Origin of the sequence: Paenibacillus gansuensis (assembly GCF_042684925.1) — a bacterium.
In the GTDB taxonomy this organism is placed as follows: Bacteria; Bacillota; Bacilli; order Paenibacillales; family DY6; genus Paenibacillus_N; species Paenibacillus_N gansuensis.
Genome location: NZ_JBHUME010000007.1, coordinates 871,848 through 898,193, shown reverse-complemented (window position 1 = coordinate 898,193; position 26,346 = coordinate 871,848). Strand labels below are relative to the sequence as shown.

General features: G+C 47.7%; 29 protein-coding genes. 13 read left to right on the top strand and 16 right to left on the bottom strand.

From position 1 onward, the window contains the following. The first annotated feature begins 520 nt into the window (after positions 1 to 520). The 3 genes from ACFSUF_RS12065 (at position 521) to ACFSUF_RS12055 (ending at position 2,171) form a co-directional block, all read left to right on the top strand. Positions 521 to 697 (top strand): hypothetical protein, encoded by a 177-nt coding sequence (locus ACFSUF_RS12065; protein WP_377603127.1) that lies wholly within the window; start codon positions 521 to 523, stop codon positions 695 to 697. Between the two features lie 190 nt (positions 698 to 887). After that, the gene (trhO, locus tag ACFSUF_RS12060) at positions 888 to 1,793 is read left to right on the top strand and encodes an oxygen-dependent tRNA uridine(34) hydroxylase TrhO (protein WP_377603126.1); all 906 of its coding nucleotides are present in this window, start codon (positions 888 to 890) and stop codon (positions 1,791 to 1,793) included. A gap of 159 nt (positions 1,794 to 1,952) precedes the next feature. Then, on the top strand, positions 1,953 to 2,171 hold the full coding sequence (locus ACFSUF_RS12055; RefSeq protein ID WP_377603125.1) for a cold-inducible protein YdjO-related protein: 219 nt from the start codon (positions 1,953 to 1,955) through the stop codon (positions 2,169 to 2,171). Between the two features lie 4 nt (positions 2,172 to 2,175). Here the strand turns inward: ACFSUF_RS12055 and ACFSUF_RS12050 are convergent, their stop codons facing one another. The 3 genes from ACFSUF_RS12050 to ACFSUF_RS12040 are packed head-to-tail and all read right to left on the bottom strand — an operon-like array spanning position 2,176 to position 6,352. Then, on the bottom strand, positions 2,176 to 3,003 hold the full coding sequence (locus tag ACFSUF_RS12050) for a DUF1206 domain-containing protein (RefSeq protein WP_377603124.1): 828 nt from the start codon (positions 3,001 to 3,003) through the stop codon (positions 2,176 to 2,178). Positions 3,004 to 3,009: 6 nt separating this feature from the next. Further along, on the bottom strand, positions 3,010 to 3,909 hold the full coding sequence (locus tag ACFSUF_RS12045; protein WP_377603123.1) for an aldo/keto reductase: 900 nt from the start codon (positions 3,907 to 3,909) through the stop codon (positions 3,010 to 3,012). A gap of 55 nt (positions 3,910 to 3,964) precedes the next feature. Then, positions 3,965 to 6,352: a putative bifunctional diguanylate cyclase/phosphodiesterase gene (locus tag ACFSUF_RS12040; RefSeq protein ID WP_377603122.1), complete on the bottom strand. Its 2,388-nt coding sequence runs from the start codon at positions 6,350 to 6,352 to the stop codon at positions 3,965 to 3,967. A gap of 209 nt (positions 6,353 to 6,561) precedes the next feature. Between ACFSUF_RS12040 and ACFSUF_RS12035 the strand changes: the two genes are divergently transcribed. Next, entirely contained in the window at positions 6,562 to 7,908 is a 1,347-nt protein-coding gene (locus tag ACFSUF_RS12035) for an amino acid permease (RefSeq protein WP_377603121.1), read from the top strand. On the opposite strand, the gene ACFSUF_RS12030 is transcribed toward ACFSUF_RS12035, so the two are convergent. Beyond that, entirely contained in the window at positions 7,909 to 8,538 is a 630-nt protein-coding gene (locus ACFSUF_RS12030) for a LysE family transporter (RefSeq protein ID WP_377603120.1), read from the bottom strand. 160 nt (positions 8,539 to 8,698) lie between these two features. Between ACFSUF_RS12030 and ACFSUF_RS12025 the strand changes: the two genes are divergently transcribed. Next, positions 8,699 to 8,929 carry a spore germination protein gene (locus tag ACFSUF_RS12025; RefSeq protein ID WP_377603118.1) on the top strand — a complete coding sequence of 77 codons (231 nt, stop codon included), beginning with the start codon at positions 8,699 to 8,701 and terminating at the stop codon, positions 8,927 to 8,929. 42 nt (positions 8,930 to 8,971) lie between these two features. On the opposite strand, the gene ACFSUF_RS12020 is transcribed toward ACFSUF_RS12025, so the two are convergent. Continuing rightward, entirely contained in the window at positions 8,972 to 9,430 is a 459-nt protein-coding gene (locus ACFSUF_RS12020; RefSeq protein WP_377603116.1) for an Hsp20/alpha crystallin family protein, read from the bottom strand. Between the two features lie 131 nt (positions 9,431 to 9,561). Between ACFSUF_RS12020 and ACFSUF_RS12015 the strand changes: the two genes are divergently transcribed. Genes ACFSUF_RS12015 through ACFSUF_RS11995 form a run of 5 tightly spaced genes read left to right on the top strand, consistent with a single transcriptional unit; the run spans position 9,562 to position 11,211 of the window. After that, entirely contained in the window at positions 9,562 to 9,804 is a 243-nt protein-coding gene (locus ACFSUF_RS12015; RefSeq protein ID WP_377603115.1) for a spore germination protein, read from the top strand. Next, complete coding sequence (locus ACFSUF_RS12010) at positions 9,801 to 10,010, top strand: spore germination protein GerPB (protein ID WP_377603113.1); 210 nt, start codon at positions 9,801 to 9,803, stop codon at positions 10,008 to 10,010. The genes ACFSUF_RS12015 and ACFSUF_RS12010 overlap by 4 nt, the downstream gene beginning before the upstream one ends. Before the next feature lie 27 nt (positions 10,011 to 10,037). Beyond that, positions 10,038 to 10,604 carry a spore germination protein GerPC gene (gene gerPC / locus ACFSUF_RS12005; protein WP_377603111.1) on the top strand — a complete coding sequence of 189 codons (567 nt, stop codon included), beginning with the start codon at positions 10,038 to 10,040 and terminating at the stop codon, positions 10,602 to 10,604. A gap of 11 nt (positions 10,605 to 10,615) precedes the next feature. Then, entirely contained in the window at positions 10,616 to 10,804 is a 189-nt protein-coding gene (locus ACFSUF_RS12000; protein WP_377603109.1) for a spore gernimation protein GerPD, read from the top strand. Next, a complete protein-coding gene (locus ACFSUF_RS11995) occupies positions 10,804 to 11,211 on the top strand; it encodes a spore germination protein GerPE (RefSeq protein ID WP_377603107.1) in 408 nt (135 codons plus the stop codon). Before ACFSUF_RS12000 ends, ACFSUF_RS11995 begins: the two co-directional genes overlap by 1 nt. A gap of 57 nt (positions 11,212 to 11,268) precedes the next feature. Here the strand turns inward: ACFSUF_RS11995 and ACFSUF_RS11990 are convergent, their stop codons facing one another. The 6 genes from ACFSUF_RS11990 to ACFSUF_RS11965 all read right to left on the bottom strand — a co-directional run bounded on the left by ACFSUF_RS11990 (position 11,269) and on the right by ACFSUF_RS11965 (position 18,545). Next, complete coding sequence (locus ACFSUF_RS11990; RefSeq protein ID WP_377603105.1) at positions 11,269 to 13,587, bottom strand: ATP-dependent DNA helicase; 2,319 nt, start codon at positions 13,585 to 13,587, stop codon at positions 11,269 to 11,271. 133 nt (positions 13,588 to 13,720) lie between these two features. Further along, positions 13,721 to 14,026: a Dabb family protein gene (locus ACFSUF_RS11985; protein ID WP_377603103.1), complete on the bottom strand. Its 306-nt coding sequence runs from the start codon at positions 14,024 to 14,026 to the stop codon at positions 13,721 to 13,723. A gap of 29 nt (positions 14,027 to 14,055) precedes the next feature. After that, positions 14,056 to 14,532 (bottom strand): hypothetical protein, encoded by a 477-nt coding sequence (locus ACFSUF_RS11980; RefSeq protein WP_377603102.1) that lies wholly within the window; start codon positions 14,530 to 14,532, stop codon positions 14,056 to 14,058. Between the two features lie 260 nt (positions 14,533 to 14,792). Beyond that, positions 14,793 to 15,011: a hypothetical protein gene (locus tag ACFSUF_RS11975; protein WP_377603100.1), complete on the bottom strand. Its 219-nt coding sequence runs from the start codon at positions 15,009 to 15,011 to the stop codon at positions 14,793 to 14,795. Between the two features lie 179 nt (positions 15,012 to 15,190). Then, positions 15,191 to 16,282: a lactonase family protein gene (locus ACFSUF_RS11970; protein ID WP_377603098.1), complete on the bottom strand. Its 1,092-nt coding sequence runs from the start codon at positions 16,280 to 16,282 to the stop codon at positions 15,191 to 15,193. 121 nt (positions 16,283 to 16,403) lie between these two features. After that, entirely contained in the window at positions 16,404 to 18,545 is a 2,142-nt protein-coding gene (locus tag ACFSUF_RS11965) for a transglycosylase domain-containing protein (RefSeq protein WP_377603096.1), read from the bottom strand. 229 nt (positions 18,546 to 18,774) lie between these two features. Between ACFSUF_RS11965 and ACFSUF_RS11960 the strand changes: the two genes are divergently transcribed. After that, positions 18,775 to 20,004, top strand: a complete 1,230-nt coding sequence (locus tag ACFSUF_RS11960) for an aminopeptidase (RefSeq protein ID WP_377603094.1) — start codon at positions 18,775 to 18,777, stop codon at positions 20,002 to 20,004. A 96-nt stretch (positions 20,005 to 20,100) separates the two neighbouring features. On the opposite strand, the gene nfsA is transcribed toward ACFSUF_RS11960, so the two are convergent. Then, positions 20,101 to 20,820, bottom strand: coding sequence for an oxygen-insensitive NADPH nitroreductase (gene nfsA, locus ACFSUF_RS11955; protein WP_377603092.1), 720 nt, complete (start codon positions 20,818 to 20,820; stop codon positions 20,101 to 20,103). An 18-nt stretch (positions 20,821 to 20,838) separates the two neighbouring features. Next, positions 20,839 to 21,711, bottom strand: a complete 873-nt coding sequence (locus tag ACFSUF_RS11950; RefSeq protein WP_377603090.1) for a radical SAM/SPASM domain-containing protein — start codon at positions 21,709 to 21,711, stop codon at positions 20,839 to 20,841. A 175-nt stretch (positions 21,712 to 21,886) separates the two neighbouring features. On the opposite strand from ACFSUF_RS11950, the gene ACFSUF_RS11945 reads away from it, so the two are divergent. Continuing rightward, entirely contained in the window at positions 21,887 to 22,438 is a 552-nt protein-coding gene (locus ACFSUF_RS11945) for a CGNR zinc finger domain-containing protein (protein WP_377603088.1), read from the top strand. A gap of 59 nt (positions 22,439 to 22,497) precedes the next feature. Here ACFSUF_RS11945 and ACFSUF_RS11940 read toward each other — a convergent pair whose 3' ends face one another. The 3 genes from ACFSUF_RS11940 to ACFSUF_RS11930 form a co-directional block, all read right to left on the bottom strand. Next, positions 22,498 to 23,646, bottom strand: a complete 1,149-nt coding sequence (locus ACFSUF_RS11940) for a foldase protein PrsA (RefSeq protein WP_377603087.1) — start codon at positions 23,644 to 23,646, stop codon at positions 22,498 to 22,500. 147 nt (positions 23,647 to 23,793) lie between these two features. Further along, a complete protein-coding gene (locus ACFSUF_RS11935) occupies positions 23,794 to 24,645 on the bottom strand; it encodes a DUF72 domain-containing protein (protein ID WP_377603085.1) in 852 nt (283 codons plus the stop codon). A gap of 36 nt (positions 24,646 to 24,681) precedes the next feature. Next, the gene (locus ACFSUF_RS11930) at positions 24,682 to 24,981 is read right to left on the bottom strand and encodes a DUF6509 family protein (RefSeq protein ID WP_377603084.1); all 300 of its coding nucleotides are present in this window, start codon (positions 24,979 to 24,981) and stop codon (positions 24,682 to 24,684) included. A 199-nt stretch (positions 24,982 to 25,180) separates the two neighbouring features. Here ACFSUF_RS11930 and ACFSUF_RS11925 point away from each other — a divergent pair, with 199 nt between their 5' ends. Continuing rightward, positions 25,181 to 26,314 (top strand): GIY-YIG nuclease family protein, encoded by a 1,134-nt coding sequence (locus ACFSUF_RS11925; RefSeq protein WP_377603082.1) that lies wholly within the window; start codon positions 25,181 to 25,183, stop codon positions 26,312 to 26,314. Positions 26,315 to 26,346 lie beyond the last annotated feature (32 nt).

The window sequence follows — 26,346 nt, the reverse complement described above, 5'->3', positions numbered from 1 at the left end:
CACGCCGCCAGCGTTCGTCCTGAGCCAGGATCAAACTCTCCATAAAAGTTCGTTTGACTTGCTTATCTTAATGCTGACTTGTTTATTAAAGTCACTGTCATGTGACTGCTTATTCGCTCGATGTTCAGTTTTCAAAGATCAAACTGTTTGCTCACCCAACCGTATGTTTTGCGGCCGGAATAAGAATATATCATGTTTAGCTTCCCCAAGTCAACCGTTTTTTCGTTTCCAAGTTCTGACTTCTCATTGCTTGCGAAACGCAGGAAACGCGACCGGACTGATAATGTAACACGAAAGTAAAGCTTACTTCAACAGGTAATACCTGGTCTATAGAATATCAGCATATATAGAAACAGTCCCTTCCTATATACTCTGCGAAATATGTCGGGCCACCCTAGCCTCTCGGGTCCCCAGATTTTCATAACGAAAATTCTCGCTGTCTTCAGATGTAAGCATGTATAGCAATGACACTCCTGAGTCAAACTACCCTTCGAGGTTATTTGGAAAAGGAGGTGCCCTAATGGCTGATCGACAAAACAAGGCATCCAAAGCGGAGGTTCAATCCACAGAATTGAACAAAATGCCGGTGTCTGGAGAAGCAGATACGGAGTTTTCTGCTGAGGAAGCTGCGGACGTATTTCAACAAAATCAGTCCAATCGATCCGATGCTTCGTATAAAACGAATCAAGAACAATAGTAGATACTGCGCACAGCTCGGGTCCTACACCGGGCTATTTCGCTTATCTTGACATCGAACTCTATAGATACTAAAATATTTAGTATTGCTTATTTCATATAACTTGTTATTTATCATACAAAGTTTGGCGGCAGCAGGCTTAACGCCTTTCCTGCCGCTTGCTTATTTCGAAAAGAAAGGATGGGAAATTATGAGTACATCTACTAACTATCAAATTCTTCTTTATTATAAATTTGTAACGATTCCTAATGCCGAGGAATTTGCTGCTGAGCACTTGGCCTACTGCAAGGAACTCGGATTGAAAGGCCGTATCCTGATTGCGGGTGAAGGGATTAACGGAACCGTTTCAGGCACTATCGAGCAAACTGAGCAATATGTACGCGATATGCAAAGCAATCCGCTCTTTTCCGATATGGTTTTTAAAGTTGACGAAGCTGAGGGACATGCCTTCAAAAAAATGTTCGTCCGTTACAAAAAAGAGCTGGTAACTCTCCGATACGAAAAACCGTTGGATCCGAACACCCTAAGCGGTACTCGTTTAAAACCGAAGGATTTTCACGATTACTTGTTAAGAGACGATGTGATCGTACTTGATGGACGTAATGACTACGAGTATGATCTGGGTCACTTCCGGAATGCAATCAGGCCAGACGTAGAAACATTCAAGGAATTCCCGGAATGGATCAGGGAAAATCTGAGTGAAGCCAAAGACAAGCCGATCTTAACGTATTGCACCGGAGGAATTCGGTGCGAGAAACTGACAGGAGTCCTGTTAAGCGAAGGGTTTACCGATGTATATCAATTGGATGGCGGCATCGTCACCTACGGGAAAGATGAAGAAGTAAAAGGCAGACTATTCGACGGGAAATGCTATGTATTTGATGAACGCATCTCAGTACCCATCAACCGGACTGAGGAAGACATCGTGGTCGGAAAATGCTACCATTGCGGTGAATCTGCGGATCACATGATCAACTGCGGAGACGACACTTGCCACAGACAGCATATCGTATGCGAGTCCTGTGCGGAAACTCGTCACGGCTTCTGCTCCCCGGCCTGCGAAGAGAATGAAATGAATCGCTTGGTAAGAAATTGATTACGTAAACCTGCGCTGCGGCGCAGGTTTTTCTTTTGGAAACATAACATCTTGTTTTACGAATTGAGAGTTCATTTTAGGTCAGAAGAAGAATAAAGATATCGTGAGTCAAGGCATACTAATCTGCGCGTTGACTTCCATCGAAACGGAGGTATTGCATTGGCCGACCAACCATTGACGGAGGAACAAGCCTCGCCCGTTCTTGAACCAACCCCCATCTACCGTTGTAAACAACCGGAGTGCAAAGCTTGGGTCCGAGAGGAATATGCCTCTGAAGACAAGGCGTGCCCATTGTGTAAAGAACCGATGGCCAGAAGTATCAAGCATCTGCCGGTTGTACAGAAGCCGAAACGGAAGCGAAGCAGCAAGAAATCGTGATTTCTTAGCTGCGGTGTTTGCCAATTGTTTTTCGGTACCGGGCTAAAAAGAACATATAACCGCCGTAAGCAATCAACCCAACAGCGGCTGCGCCCAACAGCCACGGTCCATGGGGCTGACGAGACAATGCCCATAATGACTCGTCCAGTCCTTTGGTTTCGTGGGGATCTCTTTGCACTGACGTTTGAATTAGGAAATAACCGACCATGAGAAACACAATTCCTCGGGCAGAAATACCTGTACGTGAGATCCATACGGCAGCTTTTTTAACCTGGGGCTCTAACCGGTAGGATTTGATACGCTTTAGAAAGGAAGAGCGGTAAGCTTTATGTCCTTGATGAAGACCATATGCAATAAAGGCTGCTCCAACTGCTCCAATGATCCAAGCACCAAAAGGCTGTTGAAGAAGCATCCCGGTCCAGCTCTGCTCCTGACGGCTGGTATCCGGTGTCTGCTTTCCAATAGACCGGACAGCACTTACGGCAAGGCTGCCGTACACAATACCGCCTGCAAAGCTGCCTATTCGCTTGCCCCACCCTTTCCATCCGCTTCCCTCTCGATCAGGATCTGCAAAAGCCTGCACCATGGACCAGGCGAAATATCCGCAAAGTCCCAGCGCAAGTAAGCCGAGAATAAAGCCTCCCATAGGCTGTGATCCAATCGTTCTCAGAGCCCCCTCCTTATCAGTTACTTCGCCTCCCCGTCCAATGGAAGCAAGTAATGCTAATATTCCGATAGCAGCATACACGATCCCCTTAGATAAATATCCAAATCTCGCCCATTTATCGATCCAAGGAACGGCTTCTTTGATTACACTTTCTGGTTTTTTCATGAAAATCTATACCTGGCCCAGCCAATCTTCCCTGGCTGTATTTTTCCATTTAGAACGGATTTCATTCATCTGTGCAGCCGGCAGACGGCCTGCCTCCAGCAGCTTGGCATTCTGCGTCCATCGGTCAGGGTTGGTGGTTCCCACGATTGCCGTATGAACTCCGGGAACTGTTAAAGTAAAGCGCAGCGCCGTCGAAACCGCTTCTTCTATAGAAGTATCGTTCAGGAAACTGTAGTTCAATTCCTGAAACCTTCTCCAATAAGTTTGATGGTATTGTTCTTCGGGCAGCGTTGTCGTCTTCCAAGCAGTGTTAGCAATCGGACGTTTCGCAATCACGCCCATTCCCGATTCCTGAGCTTTCGGCAGGATCAGATCAATCCCTCTTTGATCCGCAAGATTCACCGAAGTTTGCAGCGTATCAAAAGCTCCGGTTTCTATAGCATACAATGCAGCTTCATTTTCTCCGCTGTAACCTATATACCGTACTTTCCCCGCTTCCTTTGCTCTTCGCAGGACTTCAATGACGTCTCCTCTTTCTAATACTTCTTTCGAACAGCTATGCAGCTGGATCAAATCCAAGTAATCTGTTTTTAATCTCCGCAAGCTCCGGTTTATTGATTCCTCCAACATAGCGGGTGACCAGTCTTCGCCTTCCAGACCGGAAGCATGTCCGCATTTGCTGAACAGATAATATTCGCCTCGCCGATGGGAAACGGTACTTCCGATCAACTCCTCGCTGCCTGCATAGCATTCCGCTGTGTCGATGACGTTCAAACCTGCATCCAATGCGCTGTTAAGCAGCTTTGCCACAGCTGCGGGTTCAGCATGTTCAAATCCGATTTCGGCACCGCCGAAGCCTAATATGCTGACCTTCATGTCTGTTTGGCCAAAACGACGTATTTCCATGGGTTTTCAGCTCCTTAAAAAGGGTAGACAGCCATATATATTACCCGTATATACATCAACCCAAACATTCAACGTAGTTCCTTAAGCTCGTAAAAAGCAAGTTTTCCAGCTCCCGCGGCGGAACCGGTTTACCGAAGAAATAGCCTTGTGCCGTGTCGCAGCGCAGTTCCTTTAATATCTGATAATGCTTTACATTTTCAACTCCCTCAGCAACGATCCTTTTGTGAATGCCATGGCCCATCGTAATGATAGCTTTGGCAATCTCCAGTTTATCATGCTGGTGTTCAATACTGCTTATGAACGAACGGTCAATCTTGATCGATGAAATCGGCAGCTGGGTCAAAACGCTCAACGAAGAGTACCCTGTACCGAAATCGTCGATAGAAATATCCACCCCGATCCGGATCAGTTCCTCCAGCATGTACTTGGCCGATTCCAAATGATTCACAACGGAACTTTCCGTTATTTCAAGACATAGAAGCTTAGGATTAACCCCGGAAGCTTGAATTGCAGTCATCACCATCTCCGCGAAGTTCGGCTGCCTAAGCTGTTTGGCCGATACATTCAATGAGACGGTTAGAGGCACCGGAAGGGAATCCTGCCACAATTTCGCCTGCCTGCACGCTTCTTGTACGACCCATTCACCAATGGGGACAATGAGTCCGTTTTTCTCAGCAACCGGGATAAAATCTTCCGGCGAAACAGCCCCTAAAGCTGCTGAATTCCACCTGATCAGTGCTTCAACCCCATACATTTGGCGAGTCTGCAGGTTTACTTGCGGCTGATATACAAGTGTGAACTCCTGCTCTTTTATTGCATAACGCAGATGGCGCTCCATTTGCATTTCCTGCACAAGGCTCTCATTCAACTCCTTGTTATGAAGCCGATATTGGTCACCGCCGTTTTTCTTTGCATAATACATTGCCATATCTGCGTGCCGAATCAGGCTCTCGGCGCTTGTCCCGTCAAAAGGATACACGCTGATTCCCATGCTCCCCCCCAGAAAGAATTCTTGTCCTTGCAGTAGCAGCGGTTCTTTAAACACCTGGAGTATCCTTTCGGCACAATCGATAACCTGTTCATACTCATTTACTTCAGGCAGCAGGACAATGAATTCATCTCCACCCAAACGGGCCATTCGGTGATCCTCACCCATAACTTTCTGAAGGGAGTAAGCAATCTTGCATAGAGCTTCGTCCCCGTATATATGCCCTAAAGTGTCGTTAATGATTTTGAATCGGTCCAGGTCGATCAAAATGACCGAGAGCTGATGACGGCGCTCCTTGGCAGCTTGTATGGCGGAAGTTAACTCTTTCTCCATAAACAGCCGGTTAGGCAATTGTGTTAATGAGTCATGATGCGCCATATGTTCCAATCTTGCTTCTTCCTCTTTCATCCTTGAAATATCCTGAAGCACTCCTAGCAGGTACCATTCATCGCTGGACCGGATGATCTCCGTGTCGAGCAGTAATGACACCTGCCTTCCTTGAGCGTTCGTAAATGAATATTCCTCTTTAAGCAATGCGGCGTGCGGAAAATCAGTTAGAAACCTGTGTAAAAAACGCTCTCTATCCGAAGGATCGAGTAAGCCGGCAAACGCTTTACCTTGGAGCCGGGTGCCGAATAAGTGAACCGCCCTCGGGTTGGCGTCTTGAATCATACCGTACCGGTCCATCATGACGATGGCCGCAGGGGAAATTTGATACAAGGCACGGTAACGCGTTTCTACAGAAGGCCATAACTGGTATTTATTCATGAGTATACGTAAACAAACACCCCAAAGGGCCGTCATGAAGAAAATGAAAGTGGACGGAACCGTCACCCATGGTTTTAAAATTTCCGTTACTGTGATCAAAAGAATCACGGAAGCCTGAAATATCAGATTTGTACGGAATAAGACACGGCTCCTAAGCCTTTCCAAATTACTCTCCGACTTTCGGACTGCCCACCAGGTGACAAGCAGATTACATAAGGATAAAGCCATCAATTCAATCATTACCGCCATCAGGCCTTCGGCAAACATTTCTACATTCCAGATACCCTGCTGCTCACTCGCGGACAAGAGCGCAGGTTCACCCCAAATAACAAGGATTGCTGTATAAGTCAGAAAAGGGACAAAAGCTGCAGTTCCTTTCCAACCATATCTTATTCCTGATGCAAATCCGGTTTGATGCAGATGAAACAGCAAGCTTGTGCCTGCAGACAGAAAGACGCAAGGATAAACCATATACAACGCTATCAGGTTAGTGTAATCAATGGGGAGAAGCTGCTGTATACACTCAAATATCAGGAGCAGGGTAAGAAGAAAAACGGTTGTAAATGCCAGCCTATATTCGGTCTTCCTAGGATTTCGCTTAATGATAACCATCGCGGTGTCGAACAGGAATACAATCGGTACTAGAAATAGAACAAAAAGCAAGGCATTTGCAAATGTCGAATTCATCCCGCACATCCCTTCAACGGTGTTGGAAGATGTCATAATATGTATTAGCATTAGTTCTCACGAACTATTATCTCTATATTACATTGGGACCAATGGAGTGTAAATGAATAATTTTTCGAGTCCGCGCAACCGCTTCTTCAAGTATACGGATTGCCATTAGGGAAAGGATAACATAGTTGAAAATTTATAGACTGCGGGGTTTGTTGACTATGGGCAAAAATACTGACAAATCACATTCCAAAGAAAAAGGGAATTTACAGTGGTGGCAGCTTTCGCTACTGGGAGTAGCGTGTACCATAGGAACGGGATTTTTTCTGGGTTCAGGTTTGGGGATTAAGATTGGGGGGCCATCGATCCTTTTCGGGTTTTTATTGGCAGCCTTCGGTACTTATCTGGTTTTTGAGGTGCTTGCTAAAATGACCGCCGAAGATCCGTTAGAAGGCTCGTTTTGTGCCTATGCCAAAAAAGCCTACGGCAGATGGGCAGGCTTCAGCAGCGGCTGGGTTTATTGGTGTTCCGAGCTGTTAATTATGGGAAGCCAGATGGCGGCCTTATCTCTTTTTACCCGCTTTTGGTTTCCGAATATTCCGATGTGGGTTTTTGCTGCGGTGTATGCCGTTTTGGGATTATTGATTATTTTTATCGGAACGAAGGCATTCGAGAAGATGGAAAATATTTTTGCGGTTACGAAAGTAGCTGCGATTGTCATGTTTCTAATTCTGGCTTGCCTTGCACTTTTTGGAGTAATCGGAAATGGAAGGGCAGCAACGGGCACGCTGAACTCGTGGAATGCCTGGTTCCCTGCAGGAGCAAAAGGTTTGTGGTCCTCCCTGCTTTACGCTTTCTACGCTTTCGGCGGTATTGAAATTATGGGGTTGATGGCACTCAGGCTGAAGAATCCGAAAGATGCGCCAAAAGCAGGTAAAATCATGCTGACGACGCTCGGCATTATTTATTTCCTCTCTCTTGGGCTAGCTCTTTATATGGTTTCCTGGGACAAATTCGACGGCAAACGAAGCCCGTTTATCGTTTCGCTCAGTTCGTACGGTCTGCCTTTTGTGCCGCATCTGTTTAACGCAGTCCTGATCATTGCGGGCTTTTCGACGATGGTCGCTTCCTTATTCGCGGTCACTTCGATCCTGGTTACTCTGGCACAAGATTGCGATGCTCCTCCGTTCTTCTCGAAGAAAACCAAAGGAAAGAAGCCGCTGCGAGCCATCGGACTGACTACATGCGGCCTGATTCTGTCTGTAGTATCCGCCTTGCTGCTTCCCGAAAGTCTGTATGAATATGTAACAACGGCGGCAGGTTTGATGCTTTTATATAATTGGATGTTTATCTTGATCACCAGCGGCAAGATTCTTAAATTAAAAGGATTCGGCCAAGTGAAACGAGTGCTGGGCATGTTACTTCTGCTCACGGCTATCAGCGGAACGCTTCTTCATCATAGCAGCCGGGTCGGATTTTATGTAAGTTTAGTCTTTCTAGCGCTGATTATAGGAATTACCGTTATCATGACGTTTATGTGGAAAAAGCAGACGAAGTCTCAACGTTAATTAGATACCAAACAGAACTTTTGCCGCCTGCCAGCCAAAATACAGGCCGAACCCGATTAAGGAAATTCCAGAAATGAAGGAAATGAAATATAACGTGCGCGCTGCCAGGAAACGGCGGAAACTGCTGGCCACGGTCGCCATGGAAATATCCCAAATCGCAATTCCGGCTAGAATCGCCAGGCTGTAGATAATAAGGTCCTTGGTACCATAGGTTTGAGCAGTCTTAGCAAGTACGGAGCCATAAATCCCGAGCCAAAACAAGATGGTCAGTGGGTTGGACAACGACATAAAAAAGCCGGAAAGAAATGATTTTTGCAAAGGCTCGTCCGGCTGGCTTCTTGTTTCCGCCGGCTTTTCCGCACCTTGAAGACTTTCAATTCCGGTGTAAATCAGGACGAAGCATCCGAATAACCAAAGAAAGGTCTGCACGAATGGAGTATTCACGAAATGCACCAATCCGAAATATACCAATAGCATGTACACCACATCTGCGGATAAAGCCCCATAACCAAGCATTAGTGCATTCCAAAAGCCATATTTGATTCCCTTGTCCATTTGTGCGGCATTAATAGGGCCAATCGGGGCTGCCAGCGATAACCCGAGGAGCATATAACTTAGAAACATAGTCATCCTCTCTTTCTTCCCTTGATCATCTACAAACCACAGCTTGTACGATTGTATTCAGGAGGAGGATTTTACATACCTGGAGAAAATGGAAACTGATGAATACGCATGATCTGCCCCCCTCATTCATACGTATAGAACATCAAAAGAAAGAGGTGTAATACTTATGCCTTCCATTATTGTTTCACCCATTAAATTTTCGGATGTTTCCGGCAATGTCACATTCGGAGACGTGTTTCAAATTTCTCCGAACAGCGTATCTAAAACCTTTTCCGGAGCAGGCGGCGGGAATGTCGGGGACTTTTTACAGGCGTACTCCCTCATGAGTTACACGATCACTTCAGATCCGGATATCGCCGATTCCATTTCCAAACAAAAACCGGTAAACGTAGTCTAAACACACTGTGCAGGACCTTCCATTGGAGGGTCTTTTCTTTTACTACTCCAGAAACCGGACTCTTGCTTCATAGTACGTATCGCTGATTTTCGCTTTTTTCAGATGCAGCTGAAGTATGCCGTTCTTGTATACTGCCTTGCAACTTTGGGGCACTACATGGCTGTGGAGAGGTATATACTGGCTGTTCCCGTCCGCACCATTCTCTAATTTAACCCGGGTAGCACTGACGTGAGGTTGTATGTTCTTCGCCGTCGGAAGATCGGGAACGCTGATTTTGACAACAACATTGTTATGGGTTTCAAACACTTCGGATGGGAAAGTCAATTTAGCTGATGGCTTTCCGGCAGTACTAGAGGTAAAAGCCCTTTGAAGGGTATCTTGAACATAATTCTGAATCCATCCGGTATCTACCGGGGGCTGTCCGTTTCCCGAAGGGAAATGGCCGCGGAACAGTTCATGAAATTGGTTCCAGTTAAACGGATCTTTATTGTCTTTGTCCATGTCGGCTCTTCTCCTCCCTACTATATCCTTATGCGAAAATCCCTCCATACATGTGCCTTTATCGGAACATAAACGGAGGACGGTTCTCATACAATGTAGTCAATGCAAATGCGATGAGAGTAGGTGTAAGCATGCCGGCTATCGTCGGAGCTATTAAAATATTGAGTGTCGGCCCAAGTTCGATCGTCCATATCGGTGATTCCATTCAGCTGGCTCCTGTCAGCACTTCGAAAACTTACGCGGGAGCAGGCTCCTTCAATACAGGCGAAGTAGTCCAGACCAATAACGCAGTGAGCTCTACAAATACATATGACACGGATGCTGCGGACCAGAATGTAGTCTCACTTCCCGGGGCAGGTGGCATTAACTTATGAGTATCATCGTTCATCAGAGCATTGTCATACAACAGCTTCGCATCGATTCCATAGCGAACTCTTCCGTGCTGCAAATTGGAACCGCGGGCATTATTAAAAGCATGTCCAATCTATATAATACGGGGGGATTCACGGGACCCGCCCCGTCTGCAGCGGGATCGCCCGGCACAATTTCCCCTTATGTTCCGCTTTCAGTGAGGATTTGAATTTCCATGGAAAGGAGCGATCCGAAAATGAATGAAATCCCGATTTCCTATATGAAGCAGTTGAATGCCTATTTGCAGTGGCAAACCAATCAAATCCAAGGGCTGAACAGCAGGCTGGATTCTATGCAAAAGGAAATTGACATGTTGAAGACCAAAAAGACGATGAACGTAGAAAGGATCGAATACAAATTCGATCAATTAAAGATAGAGAGGCTAGAAGGAACGTTGCATATTGGAATTTCTCCGGAACCGGAACAAACACTTGAAGATTTGATCGACTCGCAGCAAGCAAACCCCGCTCCTGACCAAGCTGGCTACTTGAGGTCCCGGATAGATGATTATTTACACGGCGGCTTTAGACAATATATGAGGAACCAGGAAGAAACCCGCGGTAAGTCTCTCCAAAATACCCATGAGGCAATCATAGAGGATCTGCAAAAACAAATGGACGGAAGAATTCAACAGTATGTAACTGCCGCCCGGGTGGAGAATCAGAATCGGTTGTTAACTGAGGCACAGTTGGAAGAGCTTTATCAAAAATTGGTACAAGATATCCAAACAGCACTTGACAATCATGTTTCTACCTTAATTTAGGAGGCCTAGATATGAAGTTATATGTAGAGAATAAACAACTCTCAGTCGGATCCATCAAAATCACCGGGGTAACGAGCTCCTCAATCGTTCTGATCGGAGACACCCAAACCGTAACTTGTTCTTCGATTTTCGATACGCCCCCTGAATCGCTGATCATCGGCCCCTTAGTGCCTTTGCCTGCTGCGGATGGGAGTGAATAATGGTTCGGACATCGGAAGTAACTGGAATCGATGTGGATTCTATAGCCATTTCCTCCACCTTGTTTATAGGAGACATGCTGGAATTTAAACCCAAAAGCAACGTATTGGCTGTTCAGCGTCAAGTTGCTGAGTTTTGGGGCGAAGAAGGAGACCTTGAGGCATTTCCGATCTTCCGAAGACCCATTCCTCAACCTGTTATTTATGAGCCTCTTGAACTGACCATACATCATTCTGTCCCTGTCATTAAAGTAGGATTCGTAAAGGTGTTCGGGATTTCCACATCTGCTCTGGTTCAGGTAGGCAGCACTGCACATATCAATTTGGAAAATCGTACGAAGCATATACGGCAATTAGTAACTTCTGCTCCACCGGCGCAAACCAGTGTAGAGATAAAAGACTTAAGCTGACTTTCTCCGCTTTAAACCACGAGCTCCCGTCCGCTTTCTCCTGCAGCAATCTTCACTTCACAATGTAGTAACGTCTAACAATTGATAATGTTTCCACTCCTCGGGCAGCAGACGCTGGTAAGCGGTATGCAGATACCGGTCGTCCACAAGTACCAGCAGTCCGCTGTCTTCCTCCGAACGGATCAGTCTTCCGCCTGCCTGAAGGACCTTGTTTATGCCAGGATAAACGTAAGCATAATCATAGCCGTTCCGGCCTGACTTGTTGAAATAATCCTTCATGACGTTTCTCTCCACCCCAAGCTTAGGCAAGCCCACACCTACGATGATAACGTTCGTCAGGCGGTCTCCTTGCAGGTCTATACCTTCAGAGAACATCCCGCCCATGACTGCAAAGGCGAATACTCTTCTTTCCCCCTGTGCCTGGAAGGAGGACAGAAAGGCTTCCCGATCCTGCTCCGTCATCACCTGCTGCTGAAGCAGAATGTCCGTGTCAACGGACTTGGCGTCTTCACTCTCCTGCAAAGCATGATAAATCGAATGCATATATTCATAGGAAGGAAAAAATACGATGCCATTGCCGGTCCGTTCCGACAGGATTTGCTTGATGAGCGTTACAAGCGGGCCGACGGAAGCATCACGGTCTATGTACCGGGTCGATAAAGGAAGAAGACGAACATCCAGCTGCTCCCGGGAGAAAGGAGACGCAATGGAAATGCTATAATCCTCTTCGCCGGCGCCCAGCATTTCCCGAAAAAAAGACATCGGAAACAACGTAGCCGAGAAATAGATCCGGCTGCGAAACCCTTTTCCTGCATGCTTGAGCAGTTCCGACGGGTCCAGGCAAAACAGCTTCAGACTGACCTCACTCTTGTTCGTTTCGATCAAAGTTACATACCTAACATCGTAGAGCTTGCTGATCCTGATAAAGCCTTGTACTTCGTAATAGGTATTCAACAACAGCGGCTCCCCATCAACGATGGCTTTTCCTAGCATGAGCGCCTGTTCGGCTGCAGCTGCAAATTGCTCTAGCAGTACCGGAAGTTCTGCCGGCTGTTCTTTGAGCGTACGTTGCTCCAAGCCTGCGCTTTCCTTTCGTATCTGTATGAAGAAGTCATTCACCCCTTTGGCAGCGGCAGCAACAGCCTGATCCAAATCCTTATAAGCTCTTTTCAGGTCTAAAAAGGAGGATTTAAGGATCTGTGCCGAGTACATCTCACGCGCACGGTCGACCAGGTTATGCGCCTCATCGATGAGGAGAGCCGATTTCTTCTTCTGTTCTTCCAGCAGCCTCTTCAAGGATACCCTCGGATCGAAAACATAATTGTAATCACAAATCACTGCATCCGCAGCGTATGCGATGTCCAGGGAGAATTCAAAAGGACACACCCTATGTTTGCGCGCATAGGCATCAATCACCTCGCGGGTCATACGGGTCTCATGCTCCAAGATATCAAGGATGGCATCGTTGATACGATCATAGTACCCCTCTGCATAGACGCATAACTCTTTGGTGCATTGAGGTGTTTCCTGGTAACACACTTTGTCTTTGGCAGTAAGCGTAACTGAGTGCATATGCAGACCGGCCAGCTCCAGCTTCAGAAGCGCTTCTTCCGCCGCGGTCCTTGTAATGGTCTTGGCAGTCAAATAATAGATTCGCTGCAATAGGCCTTCGCCAACCGCCTTCACCGCAGGGAACAGAGTTGATATCGTCTTTCCGATCCCCGTCGGAGCCTTAGCCAGCAGTCCGGTTCCTTCCCTAATTGTCTGATATACAGAGCCAGCGAGCTTTCTTTGTCCCTCACGGTATGCCGGAAACGGAAACTTCAGTTTTTTCATGCTTGCATTTCTTCTCTCCTCATGGTTCATCCGCAATTCCGCATAAGGGTGAAACGACTGTAATACGCTGTAAACGAACCTCTCCAATTCTTTCAATGTGAAATGCTTCAGTAACCGTTTCTGTCCGCCGTTCCGTATGTGAACGTAGGTTAGCTGGATAGATACTCGTTGAACCTGATGCTCCCGTGCATACATATAAGCGTAACATTGAGCCTGCGCCCAGTGGACCGGTCTGCCTTCTTCACTAACCCCCGACAGATCCTCTGAAAAAGACTTGATCTCCTCAATCGTAACCTGCCCTTCCTCCAGAAATAAACCGTCACATCTGCCCTCGAGCTGGTACAGTATATTTCCATAGGCTGCTTCCGCTTTCAAATGAACTTCCTTCTGCTGCGTATCGCCATAGGTCATCTGGATCGCCTGATGAGCTTTCGTGCCCTCTGTTAACGCTGCTCCGGTCCGGAATCCGGATTCGATACTGCCGCTGCGAAACACATATTCCACTAAAGACCGGACATTGATTCTATAGATTCGTTCCATGCTAAACACCGCTTCCCGCTGACCACGATCAATCAGAACGTTTGTTCTTTTTTATATTATAGCAAGAGATTAACCCGTATGCACCTTTCATGACATGAAAAAAAGCTCCCTTAGGAGCTTTGAAGATAATGGATCAGCGGACAATCGGATAATCTACAACGATGACGTTATCCAGGATCCCGTCCAGCAGACTGACGAATTCCTGATGAACCGGATGCGGCCCGTATTCGCTTAAAGCTTCTTTGCTTTCAAAAGTAACCCGCAGTCCAAGCGTATATCCGTGTATATTGCCGACTTCTTCGGTTACATTGATGCCTGCCGTCACTTCCACGATTCCGGGAATGCTTTCTTTAAACGACAAGAGCTTGTCCAGCAAGACCCCGTCTTTCTCGCCCTTATATCCTTCCAGGAACTTAAACGTTACCAAGTGCTCGTACATTCTACTCTCCTCCCATTCATGTAAACAGGTTAGACCGTTCCGGTTGTATTCTCCGTCTGGAGTTTCTTTTCCTCTTCTTCCAGGTAAGTTTTGAGCAAATAATACTCCCTATAAATCTGCAGAAGTTCATTCTCTTTCTCTTCAATAAGCTCTGTCAGTTCCTTCACTGTCTTCGCTACTTCCTCGAGGTCTTCTCTGGTTTCAACAGTTTTTTCCACACCGAATGTGTCGACAGCCCACTTTTCCGCAGTATATCGTCCGTTCTTACGGTAGATCGTCGTGAACAATGCAAAGATCGAATTGATAACCTGCCTGCGTTCATAGCTTAGCACGCCTAAACCATTTTTGGCATGAGCCACCGCCAGCATAAGCTGAAAGTCGTTAAGTTTACCTCGGGTGCGTTCAACTCTGTCGATTTCGCCGATCAGATCGGGATATACTCTTCTGAACAATTCCGCTTCCATCACCATCTCTTCAATGGTCACTTCCGCTGCTTGGTGTTCCATCTTCTCATCACTTCCCATCTAGTTGAGCTTATATAGTACATACTTTCGTATGAGATTGCAATTTTCGGACAAGATGAACCGGCTTACGCCGTCCTAAAGGCGGGGAGATCGTTTCCTTCAGGAGAAATATCAGAACAAGGTATAGCAAATATCTTCTGTTTTTGATATTTTTAGAAAATGAAAAAATCCCCGCTGCCGGGGATTTTTGTTATAGGAAGATGAGATGGCCGCTCATTCTGTCATTATGCTTATGCGATACCTTACGCTTCTTCTTCTGAAGCTTCCTCTTCCGATGCCTCTTCTGCATCAGAGGCCGCAGCTTCTTCTTCGGCAGCTGCTACTTCTTCTGCCGCAGCTTCCTCTTCGGAACTAACTTCCTCCGAAGCTTCAGCTTGTTCTTCAGCGACAACTTCTTCCTCACGCGCTTCTTCTTCGCTCAATTCAGCCTCAACCGGAACGAACTCTTCTTCTTGGCTCATTTGACTCACCTTCCCTTCTTTTGTACTAATTGTAGCGCTTTCATTTGGGCTCAGCAAGAGGTGTAAAATGTCGTAAACTAAGAGGTTTTAGCGGAAACTTATATTACTTTCACATAGATAATAGGACCGGCACCTTTGGAGGGCCGGCCCTTACTTTGTTAAAAATAAATTGTGCTCAGTTATACGTAAAAGGGTTGAATGCAAACAGGTTTGGATACGTTGACACTATGACCGGTGTAGGTAAGCCGTCCGCTGTCCCGATCGACCCGGAAGACCGCAATGTTGTCGGTGTCCCGGTTGGCTGCAAGCAAATGAGTGCCGTTTGGCGTCAACCCAAAATGTCTGGGATGCTTCCCTTCCACCGGAACATGCTCCAGCACTGACAATCTGCCTGTCTCTCCATCAACACTATAAACTACAAGGCTGTCATGTCCTCTGTTCGATCCGTACAAAAAGCGGCCGTCCGAAGAAATCGCGATTTCTGCACAGCCGTTCTCTCCGTCATAATCCGCAGGAAGCGTAGGAACCGTTTCGATCGTCTCCAGCTTTCCTTCCGCACTATGATAACGGAACGCGGTTACCGTTGAATCCAGCTCGTTGATTACATAAGCAAACATACCGTTCGGATGAAACGTTAAATGTCTCGGGCCCGCTCCGGGATGCAGTTGCACTTCGCTGTGACGGATTAACTGCTCACCGGTATCATCCGTACGGTACACGATGATTCGGTCCAACCCCAAATCCTGCACAAGAATGAACTTTCCATCGGGACTGTAAAAGGACGAGTGAGGATGCGGCCTGTCCTGCCTTTCCGGGTCGACGCTGCCGCCGGTATGCTGGCGTGTGTCCGTCAGCTCGGCCGTGCTCCCGTCGGAAGATAATTTTAAATAACCGACCATACCTCCGTGATAGCTGGTTACAATGAGGCGCGAATCCGCTTTGTCCCTCTGTATATGGCAGGTTGGAGAGTCCGTAGTGTTAAACGTATGCAGCGGCGATAATTTACCGGTTTCCGGCGTAAACGAGAACGATGCGGCTTGCGCTATTTTGGCTCCGTCCGGGGACAACCCCTCCGCGATAGCATAGAGAAGATTCCTTGAAGGATCGACGTTTAGGAACGTAGGGTTCTTCAATCCCCCTGCGGAGTCCAACAGCGTAAGCTCTTCTTTGGATTCATCGAACTCGTACACATAAACGCCCTGATTCTGCTCCTCGGCATAGGAGCCTGCAAATACCAGCATGCGCCGGTTTTGTAATGGTTCCGTCAACATAACTTCCTCCTTTTGTGTATAAACATGCAGCCAACATCTATTCTTTATCATTATAGTGAAAGCCTGCTTAGGAAACAAATCCTCCTAAACGAGGCAGTCTTTCCTAGCTGTCATTCCATTTTCACTCGTCTTCATCATCGTTTTTCTTTTCTTTATTCCTTTCTTGTTTATCCGATTTCTTACTGTTTTCCTTTTTGTCTTCCTTTTTGTCTTCCGACTTCTCTTTATCCTTATGTTCGCCTTTTCCGTTATGACTTTTTTCGCCTTTGTCTTCTCCGGTTTTTTCCCTTTGTTTCTTATCTTTCTTAGAAGTGGATTTCATGCCGGCGAATTCAAGTTTCGGCTGACCTTCTAACGCACGGGCCATCAACTCGTGAAAAACGGCCGCTGCCGCCGAGCCGGTAGTGTTCAGAAACAACTTTGAGCTGCTTTGATCATATCCCAGCCATACCGCAGCAACCAGTTGAGGGGTATATCCTACAAACCAGTTATCTTTGGCTCCCGATCCGTTTCCTCCAGGTACCTGCGTCGTTCCGGTCTTTCCAGCCACCTGCCGGCCTTGCAGCTTCGCCGCTTCTCCCGTCCCTTCTTCTACAGCGTCTACTAGAATGGACGTCACGGCATCCGCTGTTTCCGGACGGATGACTTGTTTCGGGAGCCGGGGCGTTTTTAGTTCCCGGTCTTCCCCTGCCACGACAATCCGTTGAATGGCATGCGCTTCCTCCTTCAGGCCGCGATTGGCAAAAACAGAGAAGGCTTGTGCCATTTTCAGTGGGGATGTCCCTTCATGCAATCCGCCTAACGCCAGGCCAAGTGTGCCGTCTTCCGAAGACAGCGGGATACCGAAAGCTTCCGCGCTTTCGACACCTGCCTCAATGCCGAGCTCATGCAGCAAGTTAACAGCCGGCACATTATAGGAATGGATGAGCGCTTCCGACAGCGTTACATTCCCGCGGTACCTCCCGTCCGCGTTGCCCGGACGGTAGCCGCCGTAATCGACCGGCTCATCCTTCAGGATACTGTCGCCGGTGTATCCCTTCTCGATCGCCGGCGCGTACACGGCAATCGGCTTCAAGCTGGAACCCGGCTGTCTCTTCAACTGTACAGCACGGTTGAAACCGCGGAAGACCGGCTTCCCTCTCCCGCCAACCATGGCCCGGATCCCGCCGGTAGCGGGATCGATCATCACAGAACCGCTCTGGACCAGTTGCCCGCCGGTACCTTCTGGAAATATGCCGCTCTCGTTATAGACGGCTTCAGCGGCTTGCTGTATCCGAGGATCCATCTCCGTATAGATGTGTAGACCGCCATAAAGGACTTCATTCTGGCTCAAGCCATAGGTTTCAATGGCCTCTTGAATGACATAGTCCGTATAATACGGAAATTTACGTACTTCCGATGCGCTGTCTTTTCTCTTTTGCAATACCACTTGTTCCTTTACGGCCCGGGTATACTCCGCCTCGCTGATCTTTCCCTGTTCTTTCATCAATGACAGCACAAGGTTTCGCCGATCCAGCGCATCTTCCATGTGTTTATAAGGCGTCAGCCTCGAGGGAGCCTTGACCAGCCCGGCAAGAAGCGCGGACTCGCTTAGCGTCAGCTCCTTAGGAAGTTTGCCGAAATAAACGGCGGCCGCCTTCCGGATTCCCCAAGCCCCTTCTCCGTAATACACCTGATTCAGGTACATCTCAAGAATTTCTTCCTTGCTGTAAGCCGATTCGATTTTCTGAGCAAGCAGAAGCTCTTTCCACTTCCGTGCATAAGTCTTCTCTGCCGACAAGAATACGTTTTTGGCCAGCTGCTGCGTAATCGTGCTGCCTCCTTCCGCTTTTGCTCTAACGGTCAGATTTTTGCCGGCAGCCCTGATGACCCCCATCCAATCCGTCCCTTTATGCTCATAAAACCGCCGATCCTCAACAGCTACCACCGCCTTGGTCATATAAGCCGAAACATCACGCAAAGCGGCCTTTTCTGTTTTGGAAGAGGATAGTTTAACTGCGACTTGTCCGTTGACGTCGTAGATGTAAGTTGGGGACGGCTGCACCGCCCGTAATTTATCGATATTTTGGGAAGCGCCGGCTATCTGTAGTCCTATGAATCCAAGGAGAACACATACTGCTGCAAGCAGCATCCATTTCACCCACCGGCTTCCCCTTTTTTTGTGCTTTGGTTCCTTTGAAGACGCCTGTTTTGCTTGCTGCTGCCGCTGCCGAAGCTGTTGAATTCTTCTAATGTCCGAATAATCTTTCCCACCTGAAGCCATGTCGTCCCTCCGCTATGAAAGTAAAGTATTCCCAAATTGTTAACCTCGATTTTTGAAAATGAAGCATGCGATTTCACCATATAGTTTCCGGATTGCCGCACCTTACAAGTTCGGCGGAAGGCAATATTTTGTGACCCGTTTAGGACAACAGTTGATGAAAGCCGCTTTTTTAAACAGAAGGAATCAAGTATCATAAAGAAGTATGCAACTTTCCAATGAGGTGATCATATTGAATTTTGAAACTATGCTTAACCGCTATGCAGAATTGGCTGTCCATGTAGGCGTTCATCTGCAGCCAGGACAAACGCTATGGGTAAATGCACCGATACATACAGCGGATCTCGTTCGCCTGATTACACGTAAAGCTTATGAAGCGGGAGCACAGCATGTCCATGTCGAGTGGCAGGACGAAGCCGTAACCCGATTGAAATATGAATTAGCTCCACTTGACTCGCTGGAACAATACCCGGCATGGCGCGTAGACGCCTTACAGACTCTTGTGGATCAGAATGGAGCCTATCTCTATATTGATTCCGGTGATCCCGAGGCTTTTAAAGGGGTAGACTCAAACCGGATCGGAACCTTTTCCAAAGCGGCGGGCAAGGCATTGACGTCTTGGCGTAAGGCGATGACCTCCGATCAGATTACTTGGTCTATCATGGCGGCGCCTTCCGCTGAATGGGCAAAACTCGTATTTCCGGGCCAAGACCCGGATCAGGCAGTTCGTTTATTGTGGGAAGCCATCTTCCGTGCCGCTAGGGCCGACAAGCCAGACCCCGTGCAGGCATGGAGAGAACATAATGCTCAACTGGAGACAAAACTGCAGTACTTAAATGCCAAACAGTATAAGAAGTTGCACTATATAGCTGAAGGTACGAATCTGACCGTAGCTCTGCCGGAACATCATATATGGAAAGGCGGACATACACGCAATCGTCTAGGAAATACGTTTAACCCCAATCTCCCTACGGAGGAAGTGTTTATTTCCCCTCATAGAGCGGGTACAAGCGGTGTGGTCAGGAGCAGTAAGCCATTAAGTTACCAGGGTAACCTGATCAATCACTTCTCGCTTACGTTCGAAAATGGGAAAGTTATTGATTTTGAGGCGGAAACGGGTTACGACACATTGAAAACAATGCTGGATATGGATGAAGGCGCAAGATACCTGGGCGAGGTTGCACTTGTTCCCCATGAATCCCCTATTTCACAATCCGATATCATTTTCTTCAACACCCTGTTTGACGAGAACGCATCGAACCATCTTGCGCTCGGAAAGGCCTTTGCTAACTGTATTGAGCACGGAAATGACATGACACCGGAACAGCAGCGTCAGGCCGGTCTGAATGACAGCTTCATCCATGTGGATTTTATGATTGGCACTGCGGAAATGGATATAGACGGAGAACTGGCAGACGGCACGTTGGAACCTGTATTCCGTTCCGGAACTTGGGCAACCTGATTTCACATAACAAAAAAGGCGCTTCGGATTTTCATCCGGGCGCCTTTCCCTTTATCCCACGAAAGTCTAACTTTAATCAAATCCGAACCCCTGCTTCTAAAGTGTTTCCCCAAGCATGCGTTGGGGGCCCCTAAACTTGACGTTCATCATCTCCGACCAGTTTGCGTTCCGTTGGCCGCCTGTCCGTTCGATCATATAGCTGCGGATTGTTTCGTTATATTGGGCCATCAAGGACGAATAGTGTCCGCTAGTATAGCGGTTCTCATGCAATACAACATCTATAGGCTGTCTCGGATGAGGAGACGGTTCCTGATCGGGTACACCGATACACATGCCGAATACAGGAAATACTCCGGCCGGCAGCTGCAGTATTTCGGTTACTTCACGAAAATGATTACGAATACCGCCAATATAAACAATGCCAAGACCCATGGATTCAGCTGCCACCGCCGCATTTTGCGAGGCCAGCGCCGTATCGACCGCGCTCACCAGGAAGTTTTCGGCTGTAGGTTCAATTGAAGCCGTCTCCCCGCCGGACAGCCGCATCGCTGCCTGTAGACGATAAAGATCCGCACACCAGACCAGAAACTCCGGAGCCTGTTCGACGTATCCCTGATTCCCGGCCAGCGCTGCGAGCTGTTTGCGAAGTTCGGCATCTGTAATTCTGATTACACTGTAGGCCTGCATATTGCTCGACGTGGACGCCTTCTGAGCACAGGCTACGATCATTCGCAGCTGTTCTTCCGTAACGGGAGTGTTTTGGAATTTACGAATCGATTGATGGCTCAATAACTGTTCTACTGTTTTATTCATCATATTCCTCCTCCACCCGTGTTATCCGAATCTTCTTCGGTAACCGCACTTGCGGCAAAGTTCTTCCACTACTTCCCTGCGCGAAAACCCTTCATACATATTCGTTGCCCGTTCCCCTTGAATGATGTTAGAGAACGAGTCCTTATGAATATTCCCGAGATTGAGTACGCCTTCCCCGTCCAAACAGCAAGGAATAACAGTGCCGTCCACAAGAACTCCCGCCTGGTTTCTCAGCGCATGGCAAAAACCTTTGCCTTCGTCCTCTTCGACTTTCAAATCCGGCCATTCAAATTCGTGATCATGATTTAAGTAAACCTGGTCACTGATTTTGATTCCCCGTCCGCGCTCAAATTTATCTTCGATTCGATAGTCCAGTTGAAACTCCTCTTCAATGATAGATAGGATTTCCCGGTTTCGGTTTCTTTCAACATTCGTAGTATTATTTTCATCCAGATTCCATAAGCGCAATGAGAAAATAATGCCTGTACCCTCTGCTTCCCGAATAAATGACAGCACGCTTCGAACATAACCTTCCTTGTCCTGCGAACCAATGTGTCCGTCAAAGCTGTGAAGAGAGAAGTTCATCTGGCGCAGAGCGGGCTTCATCAGCAGTTCCTGTCTGTGCTTATGCAGCAGCGTGCCGTTCGTTGTGATATTGACCTTAAAACCTTTCTCATGGCTGATATCCAACAGCTGAGCAAGCTTCGGGTGCAATAACGGCTCACCTTTTACATGGAAATAAATAAATTCCGCGTGAGGCTTTACTTCATCCAGCGTTTTTGAAAAATCTTCGGTCGAAATAAACTTTGCAGCCCTTTCGGTAGGCGGGCAAAAGGTACATTTTAAGTTGCAGACACTTGTAATTTCCACATAAAATTTCTTGAATTTTCTCATGACCTTACTCCAATTCGTTCGATTACTACTATCATCATACCAACCTATCGGCGGAAGGTAAACCGGACATCCCCAATTCCCAGGTCATCCCACAAGCTCCAGAGGCTTTTTACTGGCAAATCTACGCTCTGCTGGTTACAATGAAATCAATGAAATGACGGCAGGAGATGGCGCAATGGATACGCTTTGGACGGACTATATAAACAGCCATTGGCATGATTGGCGAGGCAGCGGCCTCTCAGAGGACAGGCTTTCCTCTCCGAAGTGGCAAGCTTCGTTTCTAAAACGATACGGGTTAACGGCGCCGGTGCCCGCATCACCTGAAGAGCTTGTCAGCATGCACCGGCTGCGGATTCATTTGAGGGATATGGTGCATTCTTTCGCAGAAACAAATACGGTCACAGACGCTCAAATTAAACTGCTGAATGAATATTTAGCTAAAGGAACCCTCACCCGAAAGCTCAGGAGAGCGGATTCTGCGCTCCAGCTTGAGTACATCACGCTTTCAGGTGCGGACTGGTCGCTTGCATTGGCGGAAGTGGCCGCAAACTTTGCCGAAACGGTCGCCCGCGGCTCCGGTGATCGAATCCGTATTTGCGGAAACCCGGACTGCCGTTGGATCTTTTACGATGATACCCGCAGCCGGACGAAACGATATTGCGAAGAGAAGTCATGCGGGAATCTGATGAAAGTCAGAAGATTTCGTGCTAAGCATAAACAGGAATAAGACCGTACGTAATAAGAAAGAACCGGGTTCCCCCGGTTCTTTCTTTGCATTTTTGAATGTTAAGAAGCAGTATTTGTCTTCTGTTCGGCAGAATCGGCTTGCTTGTCCAGCGAATTGGTAATCTGCGCTTTTGTTTTCAGATCCGCCAAATACTGCTGCCCTTTCGCACCAACCTCTTGGTCGACTAGAAGCTCTTTAATCTCCGCTTTCTTCTCGTCAAATGTAGCCTTGTGCGCTTGTTTATGATCCGTCACTTTAATGACATGATATCCGTATTCCGTTTGCGCGATGCCGATTTCATCGACTTTTTGCTTAAATGCCGCATCTTCGAATCCTTTTTGCATGGCGCCCTTGCCGAAATAATTCAAGTCCCCGCCTTGCTCTTTTGAACCCGTGTCCAGAGATTTCTCCTTAGCCAAAGCGGCAAAATCCGCCCCGCCATCCAACTGCTTCTTGATGGCTTCCGCTTCTTCTTTCGTCTTCACTAGAATATGGGAAGCACGAACCTGCTCAGCCGTGTCGAAAGAAGCTTTGTTCTCATCGAAATATTTCTTCACTTGCTCATCTGTAATTTTGAGGGTCGGTTCGAGCAATTTTTTCACTTTCAGCTGTATGGATATCTGCTCTTTTAAGTTATCCAGGGTCATGCCGGATTGGGCTAGAGCTGCGTTGAACTCTTCATCCGACGGGAAATTCTTCTTTACTCTCTGCAGCTCCGCTTCATAATCCGCTTCTGCCAGTTGAACGCCGTTCTTATCAAGTTCCTGCCGCAGCAGCTCGTCGGTAATAAGGGAATCTACTGTACGTTCTCCGCCTGCTTTTACCATGGCATCATACACCTGATCTTTGGAGATATCCTGGCCATTGACAGTCGCCACGGCTTCAGCGCCCCGTTTCATGGGAGAAACAAACAGGGATACTACCAGCAACGCTGCAAGAATGAACGAAGCAGCCATCCAGGCTTTGTTGGAACGCAGCGGCGCCTGTTCCGCAGGAATTCCGGCGGCAGGCTGATCCAGCGGATCTGTCCCCGATAACTTTACTTCTTCAGGCGTTCGGGCCGCATTCTCTTCCAGATCTTCCGGCCGTACAAACTTGACCTCTGTTTCCTTTGGAGCCGGGGTCACCTGGTCATCCTGATCATTGCCCGGACCCATCCCGTCTCCCCCTTGTAACTGCTTGTCCTCTGGTTTCTCATGTTCGCTCATTCGTTTGCAGACTCCCTTCATTATCTATCTATCTTCTGTTTTCTTGATATCATCTTACCAGACAGAGACAATAGTTTCCTTAAATAAAACTTAAAATAACGGAAAATTGTTTCAAATAGCAAAAAACAGGGCAATTTCTGCCCTGTCTTAATCAAACAGTTCCAGCTGCTTCGGTGCCAGCCCCTGCTCGGGTAGGCCCAGTATACGGATCATCTGCTTTGCATTGGAGGCTGCGTCGCCTCCCGAATTGTTGTTAAAAAGAAGGATGACTTCCTTCGATTGCCCGTTCAGTTTCTTCACCAAAGGAACCCACCCGGAAAGTTCGTCTTCCGTATACTTGTACAAATACCGGATCTCCCGCCAATTCGGATTCCCGTCCTGGTTCCACCCGGCTTCGTTTCTCCCGTGAAAACGGACGATCGTAAGCTCCGGATGTGTAGCAACAGGCACCGCGGGCACGGAACCTGAACCGGCCTGTGGCTCATCGCAAACCGCATGGATCCAGCCTTCCTGTTCCATAAACCTCAGCGTTTTCTCTCTGATATCCGGACGAAACCAGCTTTGATGGCGGAACTCGAGCGCCAGCGGCCACCCTTCCCCCATAAGCTCCTGATGCTCACGCAGTAACGCCACATTCTCCTTCGAACATTGAAACCAGGGCGGATATTGGAACAGCACTGCTTTAAGCTTTCCAGCTGCCAGCAGAGGGTTCATAGCAGACGTAAACTCATCAAACATGCTTCGCCGGTCGGGATAAGGAATTGGCCCTCTCATGTGCCCGGTCATGCCTTGATAAGCTTTCACAACGAATCCGAAACCGTCCGGCGTAACGTTCGCCCATTTATCTGCCGTTGCCATTCTTGGTATCGCATAAAACGTACTATCAATTTCTACCACGCGAAAATGGCTGCTATAGACATGAAGTTTATTTCGGGCGGCTACGCCGGACGGATACAGCTCCGGATGATCTCCCCAGCCAGCCAGTCCTATACTGATCATGGTATCGCCTCTTTTAGTAAGAACGTACTTATTTGATTACAATTCCTCCGCATCGTTCCAATGTTCATTACAGAACGTTAAGAGCGCTGCTTCTTCCTCTTCCTCCAGATCAAACTCCAAATACTTATCCGTACCTCTTTCAAGCAGATCATACTTTACCAGGGAACCGACACCTTCCCGCATGGCATAGATGGCACGAATATATACCCCGTTTCTTGCGGAAAGTTCATCGTCCTCATCCACATTGATATCGATCAGAAATTCATAACGCTTACCTTCCACGATGCCGAACGGATCTTTAATATACTCTACACTGTATTCTGTTATATCTAACATAACAAACTCCCTTTCTCGTGTTCTGCTGAATGTTTATTATACACCAAGATTATGGCAAGTCATTCCTTTCCTTGGACAAATCAACCGAATTTTCACCAAAAATATGCTGGACAAACCCGCTAGTTCAAGTAAAATGAAGACACGAACCTGTGTTCTTTCTATCGTAAGGAAAGTACCCTATCGGGAGGTATGCCGCCCCATGTCATTCACCTTTGTCGCCGCCGATTACCCGGAAAAGCCGGGTTGTTATTTAATGAGAGACAGCGGTGGAAGGATTCTGTATGTAGGCAAGTCCAAAAATTTAAGAAACCGCCTGCGTTCCTACTTCACACAGCATCATCAGAAGAGACGGTTGATTGAGCTCGTTGCGAATATCGACTCTATCGAAATCGTCCTTGTCAATAACGAACCCGAGAGCCTCATGCTTGAGAATAATTTGATTAAAATTCATAAGCCGCCCTATAATCGAGCCCTCAAAAGGGATAACAGCGGTTTCGCCTATTTGCAGATGGTTTCGGATCCGTTGCCGCGCCTCGATGTTTATTACCGGGACCGTCGTCCCAAAGGAGCACGCACAACTGCCGGCAGTATCGATCAGGTGCAAGATCAGGAGAAGATGAGCCTTCGCTTCGGCCCCTATGTAAGCTCCCGTTTTCAACATGCGGTAATGGATTTCGTTACCGATCATTACAAGCTCCGAACCTGTACCACCCTGCCCAAGCGCGCCTGCCTGCTTTATCACATCGGGAAATGCAGCGGCGTCTGCGAAGGGCATATATCAAAGAAGGATTACATGGAATCCGCGCAACAGACCGCCGACATGCTGCAGCACCGGAACGACCAGCTGATCGGAGCTATGAAAGCCAAGATGGAATGGTACGCGGACCGGCTGGAGTACGAGAAAGCGGAACATATCCTGCGGCACATCCGAATATTGGAACGAATCCCGGAGAAACAAATCGTGGACCGGGAGACCAAATGGAACCAGGATGTCCTGTACTTCGGGGAAACCGGAGTGCTGATCGCCTCGGTACAGGAAGGAATGCTGAGAGATTTCCGTTATATCCAACAATCATTACATGAGAAAGAGGATGCAGGCTGCGATGTATTTATCCTGAAATATTATGGTGCAGACCCTCCGGATGAATTAATTGTGAATCGGGTGCACCGCCCTGATGCTGTGCGAAGCCAGCTGAGGCACAGCTCGCGCAGAAGCGTTCGGATTACCGAGCCGAAACGCGGGCTCAAATTCGATCTTTTGCAGCTGGCCAAAGCGAATTATGAATTTCGTGCGGGCGGCGGCCAAGCTGCAGCTGCGTCGGCACATGAATAAAAGAAGCATCCCAGCGCCGGGCAGATGCTTCT